The organism is Micromonospora tarapacensis (genome assembly GCF_019697375.1).
GTDB classification, from domain to species: domain Bacteria; phylum Actinomycetota; class Actinomycetes; order Mycobacteriales; family Micromonosporaceae; genus Micromonospora; species Micromonospora tarapacensis.
Window position 1 is genome coordinate 25,206 of record NZ_JAHCDI010000004.1, and the last position, 15,077, is coordinate 40,282.

Below are 15,077 nucleotides of genomic sequence, written 5' to 3' on the forward strand. Positions count from 1 at the left end.
GTCCATGCTCGAGAACGAGCCCGAGGGCGGCGAACGCACCGGCGCGAACCTGGCCGGCGAGACCGCCGAGAACAACACCACCGGTGCGGCCGGTGCAGCGAGCGGGGCCGAGACGCCCCGGGTGCTGCCGGCGCCGTGAGTGGCGCCGCCGACCTGGAGGCCGCGTCGACCGCCGAGCCCGCCCCCGTCGCCGGGCGACCCGTCGCCGGGCCGCCCCGGTAAGCCGGCCGGAGCAGACCGAAGCCCCGGTGGAGGCGCCCGGCGTCGCGGCGGCCGGCAGCGGGGAAGCCCCGCAGGCCGAGGTGTTCGCGCCGGTCTCCGGCGACCTCGACCCCGCGGCGAAGACCCCGAGACGGCGCCGCAAGGCCACCACCAGCCAGAAGGACACCGAGGAACCGCTGGCCGCGGCGCAGGCCGAGGCCGCCGACGGCGACGTGGTGCCGCCGGTCAAGGTGACCCGCACCCGCCGCAAGAAGGCGGCGTCCGCGGCGGCCGAGCCGCCCGCCGACGCCCCGACCGCGCAGCCGCTGGTCGCCGAGGCGCCGCCGAGCGGGAGCCCGACGCCGCACCCGCGGCCGGCACCGACTTCGGCTCCGCCGCGTTGCCGGCCGAGGGCGCCGCCGAGCCGGTGGACGCGGACACCGCCAGTGGCACCGGCGGGCCGGCCCAGGAGGCCGCCGGGCAACCCGCTCCGGAGACCCGCTCGCGGCGCCGCAAGGCCGCGCTCGCCGCGCCGACGGTGCTGTTCATGGCCCCGGAAGAGGTCGTCGCCCGTGCCGCCGCGGCCGAGGCCGCCGCCGCCGAGGAGACCGCCGAGGAACCGGCAGAGCCGACGCGGCGCCGGCGTCGCGGCCGACGCGAGGTCGAGCCCGTGGTGACGGTCGAGGTCGAGGAGGAAGAGACCGCCACGGAGGGCGAAGAGGCCGCCGAGGAGGATGACGACGAGGAGACCGCCGCCGCGCGGCGCCGCCGCCGGCGTGGTCGCCGGGGCCGGGGCCGGGGCAAGGGCGGCACCGACGACGTCGAGGACGCCGAGGAGGGCGAGGCCGAGGAGGCCGTCCAGGCCGAGTCGGACGAGACCGAGGCGGACGGCGACGACGCCGAGGGCGGCGACGGGATGACCCGCCGCCGCCGCCGGCGCCGCCGCCGGGGGCCGGCGACACCGACGGCACCGCCGATGACGGCGTCCCCACCGTGGTGAAGATCAGGGAGCCGCGCCGGACGGTCGACGAGGTGCAGGGCGTCTCCGGCTCGACCCGGCTGGAGGCCAAGCGGCAGCGCCGCCGGGACGGGCGCGAGCAGCGCCGGACCCGCCCGCCGATCCTCAGCGAGTCCGAGTTTCTGGCCCGCCGCGAGGCGGTCGACCGGGTGATGGCGGTACGCCAGCGGGGTGACCGCACCCAGATCGCCGTGCTCGAGGACGGCGTCCTGGTCGAGCACTACGTCACCCGCAACTCGGCCGGCACCATGGCCGGCAACGTCTACCTGGGCAAGGTGCAGAACGTGCTGCCCAGCATGGAGGCGGCCTTCGTCGACATCGGCCGGGGGCGCAACGCGGTCCTGTACGCCGGCGAGGTCAACTGGGACACCACCGGTCTGGAGGGACGGGCCCGCTCGATCGAGCAGGCCCTCCGGTCCGGCGACTCCGTGCTGGTGCAGGTGACCAAGGACCCGATCGGGCACAAGGGGGCCCGGTTGACCAGCCACATCGCGCTCTCCGGCCGGCACCTGGTCTACGTGCCCGGCGGCAACGCCTCCGGGATCAGCCGCAAGCTGCCGGACACCGAGCGCAAGCGGCTGCGCGACGTGCTGAAGAAGCTGGTCCCGGACGGCGCCGGGGTGATCGTCCGGACCGCGGCCGAGGGGGCCAGCGAGGACGAGTTGGAGCGGGACGTCAAGCGACTCCAGGCGCAGTGGGACGACATCCAGGACAAGGCCGCCGAGGGCGGCGCTCCGGTGCTGCTCTACGAGGAGCCGGATCTGGTGATCCGGGTGGTCCGTGACCTGTTCAACGAGGACTTCCGCGACCTGGTGGTCGAGGGCGACGAGGCGTACGACATGGTCGACTCGTACCTGTCGCACGTGTCGCCGGACCTGGTCGAGCGGCTGCGGCGGCATGTCGGCACCGCGGACGTCTTCGCCGAGTACCGGATCGACGAGCAGATCCTCAAGGGGCTCGACCGCAAGGTCTTCCTGCCCTCCGGCGGTCACCTGGTGATCGACCGGACCGAGGCGATGACCGTGGTCGACGTCAACACCGGCAAGTACACCGGTGCCGGGGGCAACCTGGAGGAGACGGTCACCCGCAACAACCTGGAGGCGGCCGAGGAGATGGTCCGGCAGCTGCGGCTGCGGGACATCGGCGGCATCGTGGTGATCGACTTCATCGACATGGTGCTGGAGTCGAACCGGGAGCTGGTGCTGCGCCGGCTGACCGAGTGCCTGGGGCGGGATCGCACCAAGCACCAGGTCACCGAGATCACGTCGCTGGGCCTGGTGCAGATGACCCGTAAGCGGATCGGTGCCGGGCTGCTGGAGGCGTTCAGCGAGACCTGCGACTGCTGCAAGGGCCGGGGGTTGATCATCCACACCGAGCCGGTGCCGGAGAAGCCGCGCTCCGGTGGCGCCGAGAAGGTCAAGGCGGTCGCCTCGGTGGGCGTCCCGGCGACCGAGCAGCCGACCGGCTCGTCCCGGCGCCGGGCCCGCAAGAACGCCCCGGCCGAGCGGACCGTGGTGGAGGTCACCGAGACCGACACGACGAGCACCACCGACGCCGACCTGGACGACACGATGGGCTACGACCTGTCCCGCTACGAGACCGACACCGCGGCCGCCCCGGACGTCGCCGACAGCCAGCGGGGAGTCCGCCCGGCTGGCCGCGCCGGACGACCCGGACGCGCTCGGCGAGGACGAGGAGGGCGGCACCGGCCGGCGTCGGTCCCGTCGTGGCGGAGCGCGCCGGCGTACCCGGCCCTGACCGGCTGACCCGGCTAGCCGGCAGGCGGGCCCCGGACGACCGGGGCCGGGCTGGTGGGTCGCGGGGAGCAGGGCCCTCGCGGCGGCGACGTCCGCCGGGAGGGGCCTTCCCGTATGGTCGACAGCGGCGACGGCCGGCGCCTGACCCGCAGGTGCCGGGCGGGCCGCTGCCCGTCGCCAGGGAGGCAACGATGACGCGCCGTCTGCTCGCGGTGACCGCGGTCGCCGCCGTGCTGCTCGCCGGAGCCGGCTGTTCCGCCGAGCGGCGGGAGGCGGGCGATCCGACGGTGACGACCACGACGCGCATCGAGGCCACCCTCGCCCCGGCGAGGCCCACCCCGACGCCCCGGTCGCGACACCGGCGCCGGGCGCGGCGGGCGGCAACGCCCTGGCGGTCTGCGCCGCCGCCCAGCAGGCCAGCGGCGACGCGGGGAAGAAATACGTGGAGCAACTCGGTGCCATGCTCGCGGCGACCGGTGCGGGTGACCCGGCGGCTGCCACGGCGGCCGGCGAGCGGGCCGAGGCGGCGTTGGCCGGCTGGGGCAGAGCGCTCCGCGAGCAGTCGAGCCGTGCCGACGATCCGCAGCTCAAGACGCTGTTGACCGACCTGGCGGCCGAGGTCGGCCGGCTCGGCACCGACATCGAAGCACTTGAGGACACCTCGCTCGACCAGCTCCAGCAGCGCCTCGACCAGCTCTGCGCCCGCTGACCGGCCGGCCCGGTTTGGGTTCCACCCCGACCATGCCGTACGCTGGCCTGCGGCGCACTTTGGTGTGCCGAGTTCTCGCGTGCCCGCGCCGCCGTGCTTCTGCTACCCGGCGAGCCGCCGCGGGGACGACCGCCAGCAGCCTCAACGACAGGGAGTCCGCCTCCGATGTACGCGATCGTCAAGACCGGCGGCAAGCAGTACAAGGTCGCCGAAGGCGACGTGATCGAGGTCGAGAAGCTCGCCGGCACCCCCGGCGACGCGGTGAAGCTCGCCGCGGTGCTCCTCGTCGACGGTGACGACCTGGTGACCGACGCGGCGAAGCTCGCTCAGGTCGAGGTGTCCGGTGAGATCGCCGCGCACACCAAGGGCCCGAAGATCCGGATCCACAAGTTCAAGAACAAGACCGGCTACCACAAGCGCCAGGGTCACCGCCAGCCGCTGACCCAGGTCAAGGTGACCGGCATCTCCAGCGGGAAGTAGGTCGTCCTCAGATGGCTCACAAAAAGGGTGCGTCCAGCTCGCGTAACGGCCGTGACTCCGCGGCACAGCGGCTCGGCGTGAAGCGCTTCGGTGGTCAGGTCGTCGGCGCGGGCGAGATCATCGTCCGGCAGCGCGGCACCAAGTTCCACCCCGGTGACCAGGTAGGCCGCGGCAGCGACGACACGCTCTTCGCGCTGGCCGCCGGTGCGGTCCAGTTCGGCACCAAGCGCGGTCGCAAGACCGTCAGCATCGTGCCGCAGCAGTAACTCACTTCGGCGAAGCGGGCCGCGGACCTGGTGTCCCGGCCCGCTTCGCCTTTTCTCACGCGGGGGCTCGTCCTCGCTGGAAGGATTGACGTCCGTGGCGACGTTCGTTGACCGGGTCGTCCTGCACCTGCAGGCCGGCGATGGGGGGCACGGCTGTGTCTCGATCCACCGGGAGAAGTTCAAGCCGTTCGGCGGGCCCGACGGCGGCAACGGCGGGCACGGCGGCAGCGTGTCCCTGATGGTGGACCCGCAGGTGACCACCCTGCTCGACTTCCACTTCCGGCCGCATGTCAAGGCGGACAACGGCAAGGGCGGCGCGGGGTCGAACCGGGACGGCGCGAACGGCCAGAACCTGGTGCTCAAGGTGCCCGACGGCACCGTGGTGCAGACTGCCGACGGCACCGTGCTGGCCGACATGGTCGGCGCCGGCACCACCTTCGAGGTGGCCCGGGGCGGGCGAGGCGGCCGGGGCAACGCGTCGCTGGCCAACGCCCGCCGCAAGGCCCCCGGCTTCGCCGAGCTGGGCGAGCCGGGCGAGCAGCTGGACGTGGTGCTGGAGCTGAAGAGTGTCGCCGACGTCGGCCTGGTAGGCTTCCCCTCGGCCGGTAAGTCGTCGCTGATCTCGGTGATCTCCGCGGCCAAGCCGAAGATCGCGGACTACCCGTTCACCACCCTGGTGCCGAACCTGGGCGTGGTCCGGGCCGACAACCACACCTTCACCGTCGCCGACGTGCCGGGCCTGATCCCGGGTGCGGCCACCGGCAGGGGACTGGGACTGGAATTCCTCCGGCACGTCGAACGCTGCACGGTGCTGGTGCACGTGATCGACACCGCCACCCTGGAGCCCGGCCGGGATCCGCTCGCCGACATCGACACCATCGAGGCGGAGCTGGCCGCGTACGGCGGTCTGGCCGACCGGCCCCGGTTGGTCGCGCTGAACAAGGTCGACGTGCCCGACGGACGCGATCTCGCCGAGCTGGTCCGGCCCGACCTTGAGGCGCGTGGCCTGCGGGTCTTCGAGGTGTCGGCGGCCACCAGGGAAGGTCTCAAGGAGCTCGGCTTCGCGATGGCCGAGCTGGTGGAGCAGGCGCGGGCGGGGACGCCGACGGCCGAACCGACGCGGATCGTGATCCGGCCGAAGGCGGTCGACGACGCCGGTTTCACCATCGAGACGGCGGCGGACGGCTCGTACACCGTGCACGGTGTACGACCGGAGCGATGGGTGCGCCAGACGAACTTCGACAACGACGAGGCGGTCGGCTACCTCGCCGACCGGCTGGCCCGGCTGGGTGTCGAGGAGCAGCTGGCCAGGGCGGGCGCCCAGCCCGGCGACCTGGTCCGCATCGCCGAGCGGGAGTTCGACTGGCGGCCGACCCTCTACGCCGGCGCCGAGTTCGTTCCGGGTGCCCGGGGCCGCGACGTCCGGCTGGAGGAACAGCCGACCCGTGCGGGCGCGGCCGAGCGGCTGGCGGCCCGCAGGCCCGCCGGCAGCGGCCGGCGGACGAGGTCGAGCGGGTGCCCGACGACGGAGACGACGCCGAATAGCTCGGTGCGCTCCGAAATGGGGACGACTGACGGTGGTGGTCGGTGGCCGGGCGGTGGCCTGCGGGGGGGTCGAGGAGACGGCCGGCGGGGAGGGCGAGCTTTCGGTCGAGACCGGGACGTATGCTCCGGCCGCTGTCCGGCTGTACCGATCCTGCGGCTACGAGCCGGTCTCGGCGTACCGCGACCAGGTCGGTGGCTTCGACCGGGTCCGCCTCGTCAAGCGGCTGCCGGTCGCGGCCTGACGGCTCGGCCGAAGGCCGCGCGGCGCTCAGCGGATGCGGCGCACGTCGGTGATGACGAACCCGCTGGCCGGCAGCGCCGGCATCCGGCTCAGGTCGACCGCCAGGTCCTGCGGCGGTACGTCGTACCGCATGGCGCCGGTCAGCAGCGTCACCGCCCGCTTCATCAGCTCGATGGTGATCCACTCACCGGCGCAGCGGTGCCCGGTGAGGTGGCCCCCGCCGCCCTGCGGGACCAGCGTGAACGGGTCCTCCCGCCAACCGGCGAAGCGCTCCGGCCGGAACAGCTCCGGCTGCGGCCACAGCGCGGGATGGTGATCGGTGCCGTAGAGATCCAGCAGCACCCGGCGACCTTCGGGGAAGTGGAAGCCCTCCCAGTCGAAGGCGCGCCGGACCCGGGCCGCGGTCACCGGGAAGAACGGGTAGCAACGGCGTACCTCCTGCACGAACTGCTCGGTGGCGTCGTCGTCGCCGCGTACCCGCTGCCGCCAGGCGGGGTGGTCGTGCAGGGCGAGGGCGGCGAAGACCACGAACCGGGCCACCGCCGCCGTCGGGCGGAGCACGTTGAGCAACTCGACGGCGGCGACCCGGCGGGGCAGCGGGCTGCCGTCGTAGCGGTGCTCGGCGATCACCCGCAGGGCACTGCCCTCGGGCGCGGTCAGCGTGCCGCCGCGTACCCGTTCGACGATTTCGCCGGCCCAGCGTTCGCCGCGCAGGCGGCCCAGCCGGCCGCGCCAGTGCCGGGGACCGACCGCCGCCGCGCTGTCGATCATGGCTTGCAGGTCCGTGGAACGCCGGTCCAATTCGTCGGCGCCGAGCGGGACGCCGGCCCAGGCGCAGACCGCCCGGGTCAGCATCAGGGCGATCTGGGCGTGCAGGGTGATGGATCCGGCCGCCTCCCAGGCGGGGAGCCGGGCCTGCCACTCGTCGGCGAACAGCCGCCCGAGGCGCTGGACCGCGGTCGGGGTCATCAGCGACATGAGCATCGCCTTGCGGTCGTGGTGGGCTTCGTCGTCGAGGCCCTGCACCCCGCCCACCCCGGTCAGCGTCCGCTGCCCACGAACGGGCATGGCGCCCGCCCGTACGAACCGGTCGGCGTCGTAGAAGAGTTCGGCGGCGGCCCGGCCGCGCAGGCAGATCGTCGGTTTCAGCAGCAGCCGGGTCTGGAAGATGTCGCTGCCGTACCGTTCGCACCGCTCGCCGATGAACCGGTAGCCGGCCCGCAGGAACGCCAGCGTGCTGTCCGGGATGCGGTCCGTCGGGATGGTCGCCATCGGCCCCCCTGCTGTCGGGCGCGGCCGTCACCGGCCGGCCGGCTTGTCCGCTGCTGGTTGCTTCTACCCAGGTCAGGGCGGGTGGAACCCTCGTCCGGCCGGAGGAGCGGCGGAGTCGGCCCGATGCGGTGGTGTCGGGTACGCCGGCTGGCCCCTCCCAGGCCCGCGTGAACCTGGTTTGCTGTCTTCCAGCAGCCCCGCAACCGGGTCCGGGCGGTGTCCCGGGCGCTCCGGCTCGATCACGGGCCGGCGCGTGGTGCGGCGGGCGGCCCGGTGCGCAACGGGGGAGGACGGATGCGGGACAACAGGCCGGCGTACTGGCGGCGGTGGATGGCCGGGGCGTCCAACGGCGACGACCCGCCGTTGGTGGCGCCGCCGTGTCGGCCGTCCCGGCCGGATCGCTACTTCACCGCACATCTCGGCTTCACCGCCGCCGACCTCGTCGCCGCTCGCGAGGTCGCGGTCGGGTACGCCGAGGCGTTGAGCCTGCTGCGCCCCGAGCTGGCGATCGGCGCGTCCGCGCTGTCGCCGGCCGACGCCTGGCAGCGCGCGGAGCGGCTGTTCTGCGGGGCGCTCGGGCCCGACGGTGAGCGCTGCGTCGACGTCACCGGTCATCCCGGCTTCCATCACGCACCCGGGCCAGGTGGTCTCGGCTGGGGCGACGGTGATCGGGGCTAGCGGGGCGGCGGCGCTCAGTCCAGGTCGAACTCCCCGTCCTGGGCACCCGCCACGAAGGCGTCCCACTCTGCCTGGGTGAACACCAGCACGGGGCCGTCCGGCTCGGCGGAGTTGCGCATGCCGATGAGGTCGTCGACGAAGGCGACCTCCACCGCCGCATCCGAGGTGTCGCCCTCGGCCCGCTGCCAGACCGCCCGGGAGAGGTCGAAGTCACCCTTGGGGTGCGCTGTCATGGTCCAGTCCTCCAGATGCCAGGGGGAAATGGGGAAGCCGGTTCGTTCCCTCATCGGGCAGGATAAGCGGATGCCGAGCCTGAGCCGTGCAGAGTCGACCGCGCGTGGCGCGTCGATCACCGTCACGTCCTACCAGGTGGATCTTGACCTGACCGGCGGCGGTGAGCGATTTCGTTCGCACGTCACGATCCGGTTCCGGGCCACCGCCACGCAGACCTTCGTCGAGGTCAAGCCCGCGAGACTACTGGCGGTACGGCTCAACGGCGCCGACCTCGACCCGGCCGCGCTGGACGACAACCGGCTGCCGCTGACCGGGCTGGCCGAGGAGAACACGCTGACCGTCGACGCGGAGATGGCGTACACGAACACCGGCGAGGGGATGCACCGCTTCGTCGACCCCGCCGACGGGGAGACCTACCTGTACGCGATGTCCTTCCTGGACGACGTGCAGCGCCTCTTCGCCGCCTTCGACCAGCCCGACCTGAAGGCGCCGGTGACCCTCTCGGTCACCGCGCCGGAGCCGTGGACGGTGGCCGCCAACGCCGAACTGGCCGCCAGCCCGGCCCCGGGGCGCTGGGAGTTCGCCCCCACCGTGCCGATCGCGACCTACTTCTTCACGCTGATCGCCGGCCCCTGGCACGTACGCCGGGACAACCACGACGGGATCCCGCTCGGGGTGTACTGCCGGCGCTCGCTCGCCGAGCACCTGGACGCCGACGCGGAGGAGATCTTCACCGTCACCCGACAGTGCCTCGACCGGTTCCACCAGTTGTTCGACGAGCGCTACCCGTTCGGCAAGTACGACCAGGCGTTCGTGCCCGAGTTCAACGCCGGCGCGATGGAGAATCCGGGCCTGGTCACCTTCCGCGACGACTACGTCTTCCGGTCGGCGGTCACCGACAGCCAACGCGAGCTTCGGGCCACCACCATCGCCCACGAGATGGCGCACATGTGGTTCGGTGACCTGGTCACCATGCGCTGGTGGGAGGACCTGTGGCTGAACGAGTCGTTCGCGGAGTACCTGGGCACCCGGGTCACCGCCGAGGCGACCCGGTTCGACCGGGCGTGGACGACCTTCGCGCTGCGCCGCAAGGCGTGGGGGTACGCGGCCGATCAGCGCCCCTCCACCCATCCGGTGGCACCGGAGCGGGTGGCCGACGCCGCCGAGGCGCTGCTCAACTTCGACGGCATCTCGTACGCCAAGGGCGCCGGCGTGCTGCGGCAGTTGGTGGCGTGGCTCGGCGACGAGGTGTTCCTGGCCGGCCTCAACGACCACTTCGCCCGGCACCGCTTCGGCAACGCCACCCTCGCCGACCTCCTCGACAGCCTGGGCGCCGCGAGCGCGAGGGGTGAGCTTGCGAGCCCCGCAGTCGCGAGCCAAGGTAGCGCCGCGGGCGGCCGGGAGTTGAGCGACTGGGCGGCGGCCTGGTTGCGTACCGCGCAGGTCAACACGCTGCGGGCCGAGGTGGCCGTGGACGCCGAGGGCCGTTACACCGAGGCCGCCATCGCGCAGACCGCGCCCGCGACGCACCCGGTGCTGCGCCCGCACCGCATCGGCGTGGGGCGTTATGCCCTGGACGGCGCCGCCGACCGCTTCGAGGTCGACCTCGAACCGAAGACCGACGGTGGCCGCACGCCGCTCGTCGGGCTGGCCGGTGAGCCGGCGGCGGCGGTCCTGCTGCCCAACGACGGTGACCTGACCTTCGCCAAGATCCGCCTCGACGCCGCCTCGGCCGACGCGGTGTCGCTGTTGCTGCCCCGCCTGGCCGACCCGCTGACCCGCGCCCTGCTCTGGGGCGAGGCGTTGGACGCGGCCACCGACGGTGAGCGGCCGGTCGCGGGGGTGGTGGACCTGATCGTCGCGGCGCTACCGGTCGAGACTGAGGTGATCATCATCGAGGATGTGTTGGTCCTGAGCCGTTCGCTGGTCGATCGCTACCTCGACCCGCTGGCGCGGCAGGGCGCCCTGGCCCGGCTGGCGGAGTCCTGTCGCCGGCTCCTCGACGACGCCGCACCGGGGCAGTCGCGGCAACTGGCCGCGGCGCGGGACTGATCGCCGCGACCACCGACGCCGACCTGCTCGTCGGCTGGCTCGCCGGCCGGGACGTGCCACCCGGGCTGGCCGTCGACACCGAACTCCGGTGGGCGATCCTCGGCCGGTTGGTGGTGCTGGGCGGGGCCGGGAGCCCGACATCGCGGCGGAGGCGACCGCCGACCCGAGCGCCGCCGGTGCGCAGCGCGCCGCCCGCTGCCGGGCCGCGCTGCCGGATCCGGCCGCAAAGCAGGCCGCATGGGAGATCATCGTGTCCAACACGGAGTTGTCCAACCGGCTGATCGAGGCGACGGCGGAGGGCTTCTGGCATCCGGAGCAGGTGGAGCTGACCGCCGGCTACGTGGCGCGCTACTTCGCTGACATGCCGGCCGCCGCGCGGCTACGTACGCCCTGGGTGGCCGACGAGGTCGCCAAGCTCGCCTTCCCCCGCCACGCCGTCTCCCAGCCGACCCGGGAGGCGGCCGCGGCGCTGTTGGCCCGCGACGACCTCACGCCCGGCCTTCGCCGGGTGGTCACCGACGCCGACGACGACCTGCGGCGGGCCCTGGTGGCGCGGACGGCGGTGGCCGCCACGACCGCCTGAGGCGCGGTGGTCGCCCGGCCGCGGAGGGTGGCGGCCCGGCCCGCGCGCGGCAGACCGGGATTAGGATCATGTGGTGGAGGAAGACATCCGGCGGATCGGGATCATGGGCGGCACGTTCGATCCGATCCACCAGGGGCACCTCGTGGCGGCGAGCGAGGTGGCGGACCGCTTCGGGCTCGACGAAGTGATCTTCGTGCCGACGGGGCGGCCGTGGCAGAAGGCGGACGTCCCGGTCAGCTCGGCCGAGGACCGGTACCTCATGACGGTGATCGCCACCGCGTCGAACCCTCGGTTTCAGGTCAGTCGGGTGGACATCGACCGGGGCGGCCCCACCTACACCGTCGACACGTTGCGCGACCTGCGCGCCCGGTACGGTCCGAAGGCACAGTTGTTCTTCATCACCGGTGCGGACGCCCTGGAACGGATCCTGAGCTGGAAGGACCTCGACGAGATCTTCGAGCTGGCCCACTTCATCGGGGTCACCCGACCGGGCTTCGAGCTGACCGACGCCCACCTGCCCGCCGACACGGTCAGCCTGGTGCAGGTGCCGGCGATGGCGATCTCGTCCACCGACTGCCGGGAGCGGGTCGCCCGGGGCGAGCCGATCTGGTACCTGGTGCCGGACGGTGTGGTGCAGTACATCGCGAAGCGGCAGCTCTACCGGGAGTGATCTGGGCCGCCGTGGGATGGTTCATGCCTGTTATCGACTGAAACTGGCAAGTCGGGATTCCGGGGCGTGTGAGAGGCTGGAGGCATCGCACGGTTGATCGAAGGAGAACGGTGACAGTTTCCGAACGCGCGCACGAACTGGCGACTGCCGCCGCCCAGGCCGCGGCCGACAAGAAGGCTCAGGACATCGTCATCATCGACGTGGGCGACCGGCTCGCCATCACCGACGCGTTCCTGCTCGCCGCGGCCCCGAACGAGCGTCAGGTGCAGGCCATCGTCGACGCCATCGAGGATGCCCTGCTCGACCTGCCCGAGAAGGCGAAGCCGGTCCGGCGCGAGGGCGAGCGCGGGGGGCGTTGGGTGCTCCTCGACTACGTCGACATCGTGGTGCACGTCCAGCACGCCGAGGAACGCGAGTTCTACGCCCTCGACCGGCTCTGGAAGGACTGCCCCACCATTCCGTTCGTCGACCGCGACCTCGCCCGCGCCGAGGCCGCCGCCGGATCGGGCGAGTGACCCGGCTGATCATCTGGCGGCACGGCAACACCGACTGGAACGCCGCCAGCAGGGTTCAGGGGCAGACCGACGTGTCGCTGAACGACCTCGGCCGGGAGCAGGCGCGGACCGCCGCGCCACTGCTGGCCGCGCTGCGCCCGGACGCCCTCGTCGCCAGCGACCTGAGCCGCGCGGCGGAGACGGCGGGCGCACTGGCCGCGCTGACCGGCCTGCCGGTGCGCTCCGACGCCAGGTTGCGGGAACGCCACTTCGGCAGCTGGCAGGGGCTGCTGCTCACCCAGGCGGCCGAGCGGTTCCCCGAGGAGTACGCCCGCTGGCGGGCCGGTGACCCCGACCCGGGCGCGGACATCGAACCGCTGGACGTGTTGGGCAAGCGGATCGGCACGGCGCTGCAGGAGGCCGCCGACGAGGTTGCCGGTGGGACGGTGGTGATCGCCACCCACGGTGGCGCGGCCCGCCAGGGCTGCGGGCAACTGCTCGGCTGGGATCATGCGGTGCTGCGCACCATCGGCTCGTTGCGCAACTGTCACTGGACCGAACTGCGTCACGACTCCCTTCGCGGGTGGCACCTGCGCACCCACAACGTGGGCCCGATGGACGTTCCCGCCGTCCCGTCCGGCACCGCCACACCCGCCGCCCCGGTCTCCGCCGAGCCGGTCTGACGACGGGACAGGGCAGGCGCCCAGCTTGATCGGCTACCGTGCCGGACATGCCCGTCGCGGTCGTGACCGACTCCACCGCCTACCTTCCAGCCGAACTGGTGTGGGCGCACCAGCTGACCGTGGTGCCGCTGACCGTGGTGCTGGGCGGCGTCGAAGGTCTGGAGGGGGTGGAGACCTTCCCGGCGGACGCCACCCGTGCACTGCGCGCGCGGCGGGTCTCGGTGAGCACGTCCCGCGCCTCGCCGGAGCAGTTCGCCCGGACCTACCGCGCACTGCTGGACGCCGGGGCGGACGGCATCGTCTCGGTGCACCTGTCGGCCGGGCTCTCCGGCACGGTGGACGCCGCCGAGCTGGCCGCCGGGCAGCTGGGTGACCGGGTCCAGGTGGTGGACAGCCGCTCCTGCGGCATGGGCCTCGGCTTTCCGGCGATCGTCGCGGCGCGGGCCGCCGAGCGGGGCGCCGACCTGGCCGGCGTACGCGCCGCGGCTGTCGAGGCCGTCGGGCGGACCAGCATCTACTTCTACGTCGACACGCTGGAGTTCCTGCGCAGGGGCGGCCGGATCAACGCCGCCGAGGCCCTGCTCGGCACCGCGCTCTCGGTCAAGCCGATCCTGCACATGCCGGACGGCGGCATCGTGCTGCGGGACAAGGTGCGCACCGCCAGCCGGGGTGTGGCCCGCCTGGTCGATCTCGCGGCCGAGGCGGCCGGCGACGCACGGGTGGATCTGGCCGTGCATCATCTCGACGCGCCGCGACGAGCCGAGGATCTGCTCGGCGCGCTGACCGCCCGGCTCGGTGCCCGCCTGCACGCCGCATACGTGACCGAGGCCGGCGCCGCCGTCGCCGCCCACGTCGGCCCCGGCCTAGCCTGCGCAGTCATCCACCGCCACCCCTCCCGTTCCCCCTCCCCCTCCCGTCGATCATGCAGTTGTGGCTGGGGATTCGTCCGGTTAGGACCGTTGTGCGGGTGCCCACGACTGCATGATCGACGACGGTCGGTGTGTGCCCGGTGGGATCAGCGGGGGTGGGGAAGGATGGGTTGGGGTGATGGGCCGGGGTGAGGTGACAGGGCGGGAGGGGCGCGGGGGTGTCTTGTGTGGTTACCGGGGGCGGGCGGGGCGTCGGGCGGGGATCGTGGAGCGATTGCTCGCCGGGGGCGAGACCGTCGTGGTGATCGAGCGCGATCCGGGCGCGGTGTCCTGGGTGGAGCGGCATGCCGAGGCCGGCCGGCTGGCGACGGTGGTCGGTGACGCGGCCGACGAGGGTGTCGCCGGCCGCGCCGCCGACCTCGCGGAACGCGCGGGACCGCTCGCCGGCTGGGTGAACAACGCCGCCGTGTTCCGGGACGCCTCCGTGCACGACGCCCCGGTCGGCGAGGTCGTCGATCTGATCAGCCGCAATCTGCGCCCCGCCGTGGTCGGTGCCGCCATCGCGGTACGCCGCTTCCTCGCCGCCGGTACCGCCGGCGCCGTCGTCAACGTCTCCTCCCACCAGGCCAGCCGGCCGGTGCCGGGCTGCCTGCCGTACGCCACCGCCAAGGCCGCCATAGAGGGACTGACCAGGGCGTTGGCCGTCGAGTACGGCCGGCACGGCATCCGGGCCAACGCCGTCGCCCTCGGCTCGGTGGCCACCGAGCGGCACGAGGCGCTGCTCGCCGGGGCGGAACCGGACCAGGCGCGGCGGATCGAGGCGGAACTGGCCCGGCTGCATCCGGTGGGCCGGATCGGCCGGCCGCAGGACGTGGCCGAGGCGGTGGCGTACCTGCTCTCGCCGGCGGCCAGCTTCGTCAACGGGGTCATTCTGCCGGTCGACGGCGGGCGTGCCGCCCTCGGCCTCGACCCGGAATCCCACTGACGGGGCTGGTGGGGTCACCGGCCTGACCCTCGGGCACGCGGTCTAACACAGTCTGTCCATGATCAGGGCGTTGTCCACAGTGACCCGGCTGTCCACAGCCGGGCTCCGCTCGCCGCACGGCACCCGGCCTCGCCGTCCTAGCCTCGCGCCGTGTCCAACGACGAGGAGACGGTGGTCCGGCAGCGCCTGTGGCGACTGATGGCCGGTGCGTCGGTCGGCGGGCTCGACATGCCGCCGGTGCCGGGCCATGACGTGATGCCGCCCGCCCGGACCGCGCCGTCCGCGACGGACTGGCCGACCGCGCTGCTGCCCATGCACGGCCCGGCCGACGTCGAGCCGG

12 protein-coding genes and 3 pseudogenes are annotated in these 15,077 nt (G+C 73.4%); 13 read left to right on the top strand and 2 right to left on the bottom strand.

Annotated features, from left to right (window positions below; genetic code table 11):
- The first annotated feature begins 4 nt into the window (after positions 1-4).
- The 6 genes and pseudogenes from KIF24_RS34325 (at position 5) to KIF24_RS06195 (ending at position 6,218) form a co-directional block, all read left to right on the top strand.
- Positions 5-2,977 (top strand): annotated as a pseudogene (locus KIF24_RS34325) (Rne/Rng family ribonuclease).
- A gap of 441 nt (positions 2,978-3,418) precedes the next feature.
- Entirely contained in the window at positions 3,419-3,685 is a 267-nt protein-coding gene (locus KIF24_RS06175; protein ID WP_221083215.1) for a hypothetical protein, read from the top strand.
- Between the two features lie 165 nt (positions 3,686-3,850).
- Positions 3,851-4,165, top strand: coding sequence for a 50S ribosomal protein L21 (gene rplU / locus KIF24_RS06180; protein WP_221083216.1), 315 nt, complete (start codon positions 3,851-3,853; stop codon positions 4,163-4,165).
- Between the two features lie 11 nt (positions 4,166-4,176).
- Complete coding sequence (rpmA, locus tag KIF24_RS06185; protein ID WP_221083217.1) at positions 4,177-4,431, top strand: 50S ribosomal protein L27; 255 nt, start codon at positions 4,177-4,179, stop codon at positions 4,429-4,431.
- A gap of 94 nt (positions 4,432-4,525) precedes the next feature.
- Positions 4,526-5,976 (top strand): annotated as a pseudogene (obgE, locus tag KIF24_RS06190) (GTPase ObgE).
- A 32-nt stretch (positions 5,977-6,008) separates the two neighbouring features.
- Complete coding sequence (locus tag KIF24_RS06195; RefSeq protein WP_221083218.1) at positions 6,009-6,218, top strand: hypothetical protein; 210 nt, start codon at positions 6,009-6,011, stop codon at positions 6,216-6,218.
- Positions 6,219-6,244: 26 nt separating this feature from the next.
- On the opposite strand, the gene KIF24_RS06200 is transcribed toward KIF24_RS06195, so the two are convergent.
- Positions 6,245-7,489: a cytochrome P450 gene (locus KIF24_RS06200; protein WP_221083219.1), complete on the bottom strand. Its 1,245-nt coding sequence runs from the start codon at positions 7,487-7,489 to the stop codon at positions 6,245-6,247.
- Between the two features lie 294 nt (positions 7,490-7,783).
- Here KIF24_RS06200 and KIF24_RS06205 point away from each other — a divergent pair, with 294 nt between their 5' ends.
- Positions 7,784-8,167 (top strand): hypothetical protein, encoded by a 384-nt coding sequence (locus KIF24_RS06205; RefSeq protein WP_221083220.1) that lies wholly within the window; start codon positions 7,784-7,786, stop codon positions 8,165-8,167.
- 14 nt (positions 8,168-8,181) lie between these two features.
- Here KIF24_RS06205 and KIF24_RS06210 read toward each other — a convergent pair whose 3' ends face one another.
- Positions 8,182-8,400, bottom strand: coding sequence for a DUF397 domain-containing protein (locus KIF24_RS06210; RefSeq protein ID WP_221083221.1), 219 nt, complete (start codon positions 8,398-8,400; stop codon positions 8,182-8,184).
- Between the two features lie 70 nt (positions 8,401-8,470).
- On the opposite strand from KIF24_RS06210, the pseudogene pepN reads away from it, so the two are divergent.
- The 6 genes and pseudogenes from pepN to KIF24_RS06240 all read left to right on the top strand — a co-directional run bounded on the left by pepN (position 8,471) and on the right by KIF24_RS06240 (position 14,737).
- Positions 8,471-11,036 (top strand): annotated as a pseudogene (gene pepN, locus KIF24_RS06215) (aminopeptidase N).
- Positions 11,037-11,109: 73 nt separating this feature from the next.
- Positions 11,110-11,706 (top strand): nicotinate-nucleotide adenylyltransferase, encoded by a 597-nt coding sequence (gene nadD / locus KIF24_RS06220; protein ID WP_221083222.1) that lies wholly within the window; start codon positions 11,110-11,112, stop codon positions 11,704-11,706.
- A gap of 110 nt (positions 11,707-11,816) precedes the next feature.
- A complete protein-coding gene (rsfS, locus tag KIF24_RS06225) occupies positions 11,817-12,221 on the top strand; it encodes a ribosome silencing factor (protein WP_221083223.1) in 405 nt (134 codons plus the stop codon).
- A complete protein-coding gene (locus tag KIF24_RS06230) occupies positions 12,218-12,883 on the top strand; it encodes a histidine phosphatase family protein (RefSeq protein WP_221083224.1) in 666 nt (221 codons plus the stop codon). The genes rsfS and KIF24_RS06230 overlap by 4 nt, the downstream gene beginning before the upstream one ends.
- A 47-nt stretch (positions 12,884-12,930) precedes the next feature.
- Positions 12,931-13,944 (top strand): DegV family protein, encoded by a 1,014-nt coding sequence (locus KIF24_RS06235; protein WP_221083225.1) that lies wholly within the window; start codon positions 12,931-12,933, stop codon positions 13,942-13,944.
- A 73-nt stretch (positions 13,945-14,017) separates the two neighbouring features.
- Complete coding sequence (locus KIF24_RS06240) at positions 14,018-14,737, top strand: SDR family NAD(P)-dependent oxidoreductase (protein ID WP_221083226.1); 720 nt, start codon at positions 14,018-14,020, stop codon at positions 14,735-14,737.
- Positions 14,738-15,077 lie beyond the last annotated feature (340 nt).

What these genes read in the sequence shown, in the direction of transcription:
- KIF24_RS06210 (WP_221083221.1), bottom strand. Translation starts at nt 8,400, where the DNA reads ATGACAGCGCACCCCAAGGGTGACTTCGACCTCTCCCGGGCGGTCTGG.
- rplU (WP_221083216.1), top strand. Translation starts at nt 3,851, where the DNA reads ATGTACGCGATCGTCAAGACCGGCGGCAAGCAGTACAAGGTCGCCGAA.
- KIF24_RS06200 (WP_221083219.1), bottom strand. Translation starts at nt 7,489, where the DNA reads ATGGCGACCATCCCGACGGACCGCATCCCGGACAGCACGCTGGCGTTC.
- KIF24_RS06235 (WP_221083225.1), top strand. Translation starts at nt 12,931, where the DNA reads ATGCCCGTCGCGGTCGTGACCGACTCCACCGCCTACCTTCCAGCCGAA.
- rpmA (WP_221083217.1), top strand. Translation starts at nt 4,177, where the DNA reads ATGGCTCACAAAAAGGGTGCGTCCAGCTCGCGTAACGGCCGTGACTCC.
- KIF24_RS06205 (WP_221083220.1), top strand. Translation starts at nt 7,784, where the DNA reads ATGCGGGACAACAGGCCGGCGTACTGGCGGCGGTGGATGGCCGGGGCG.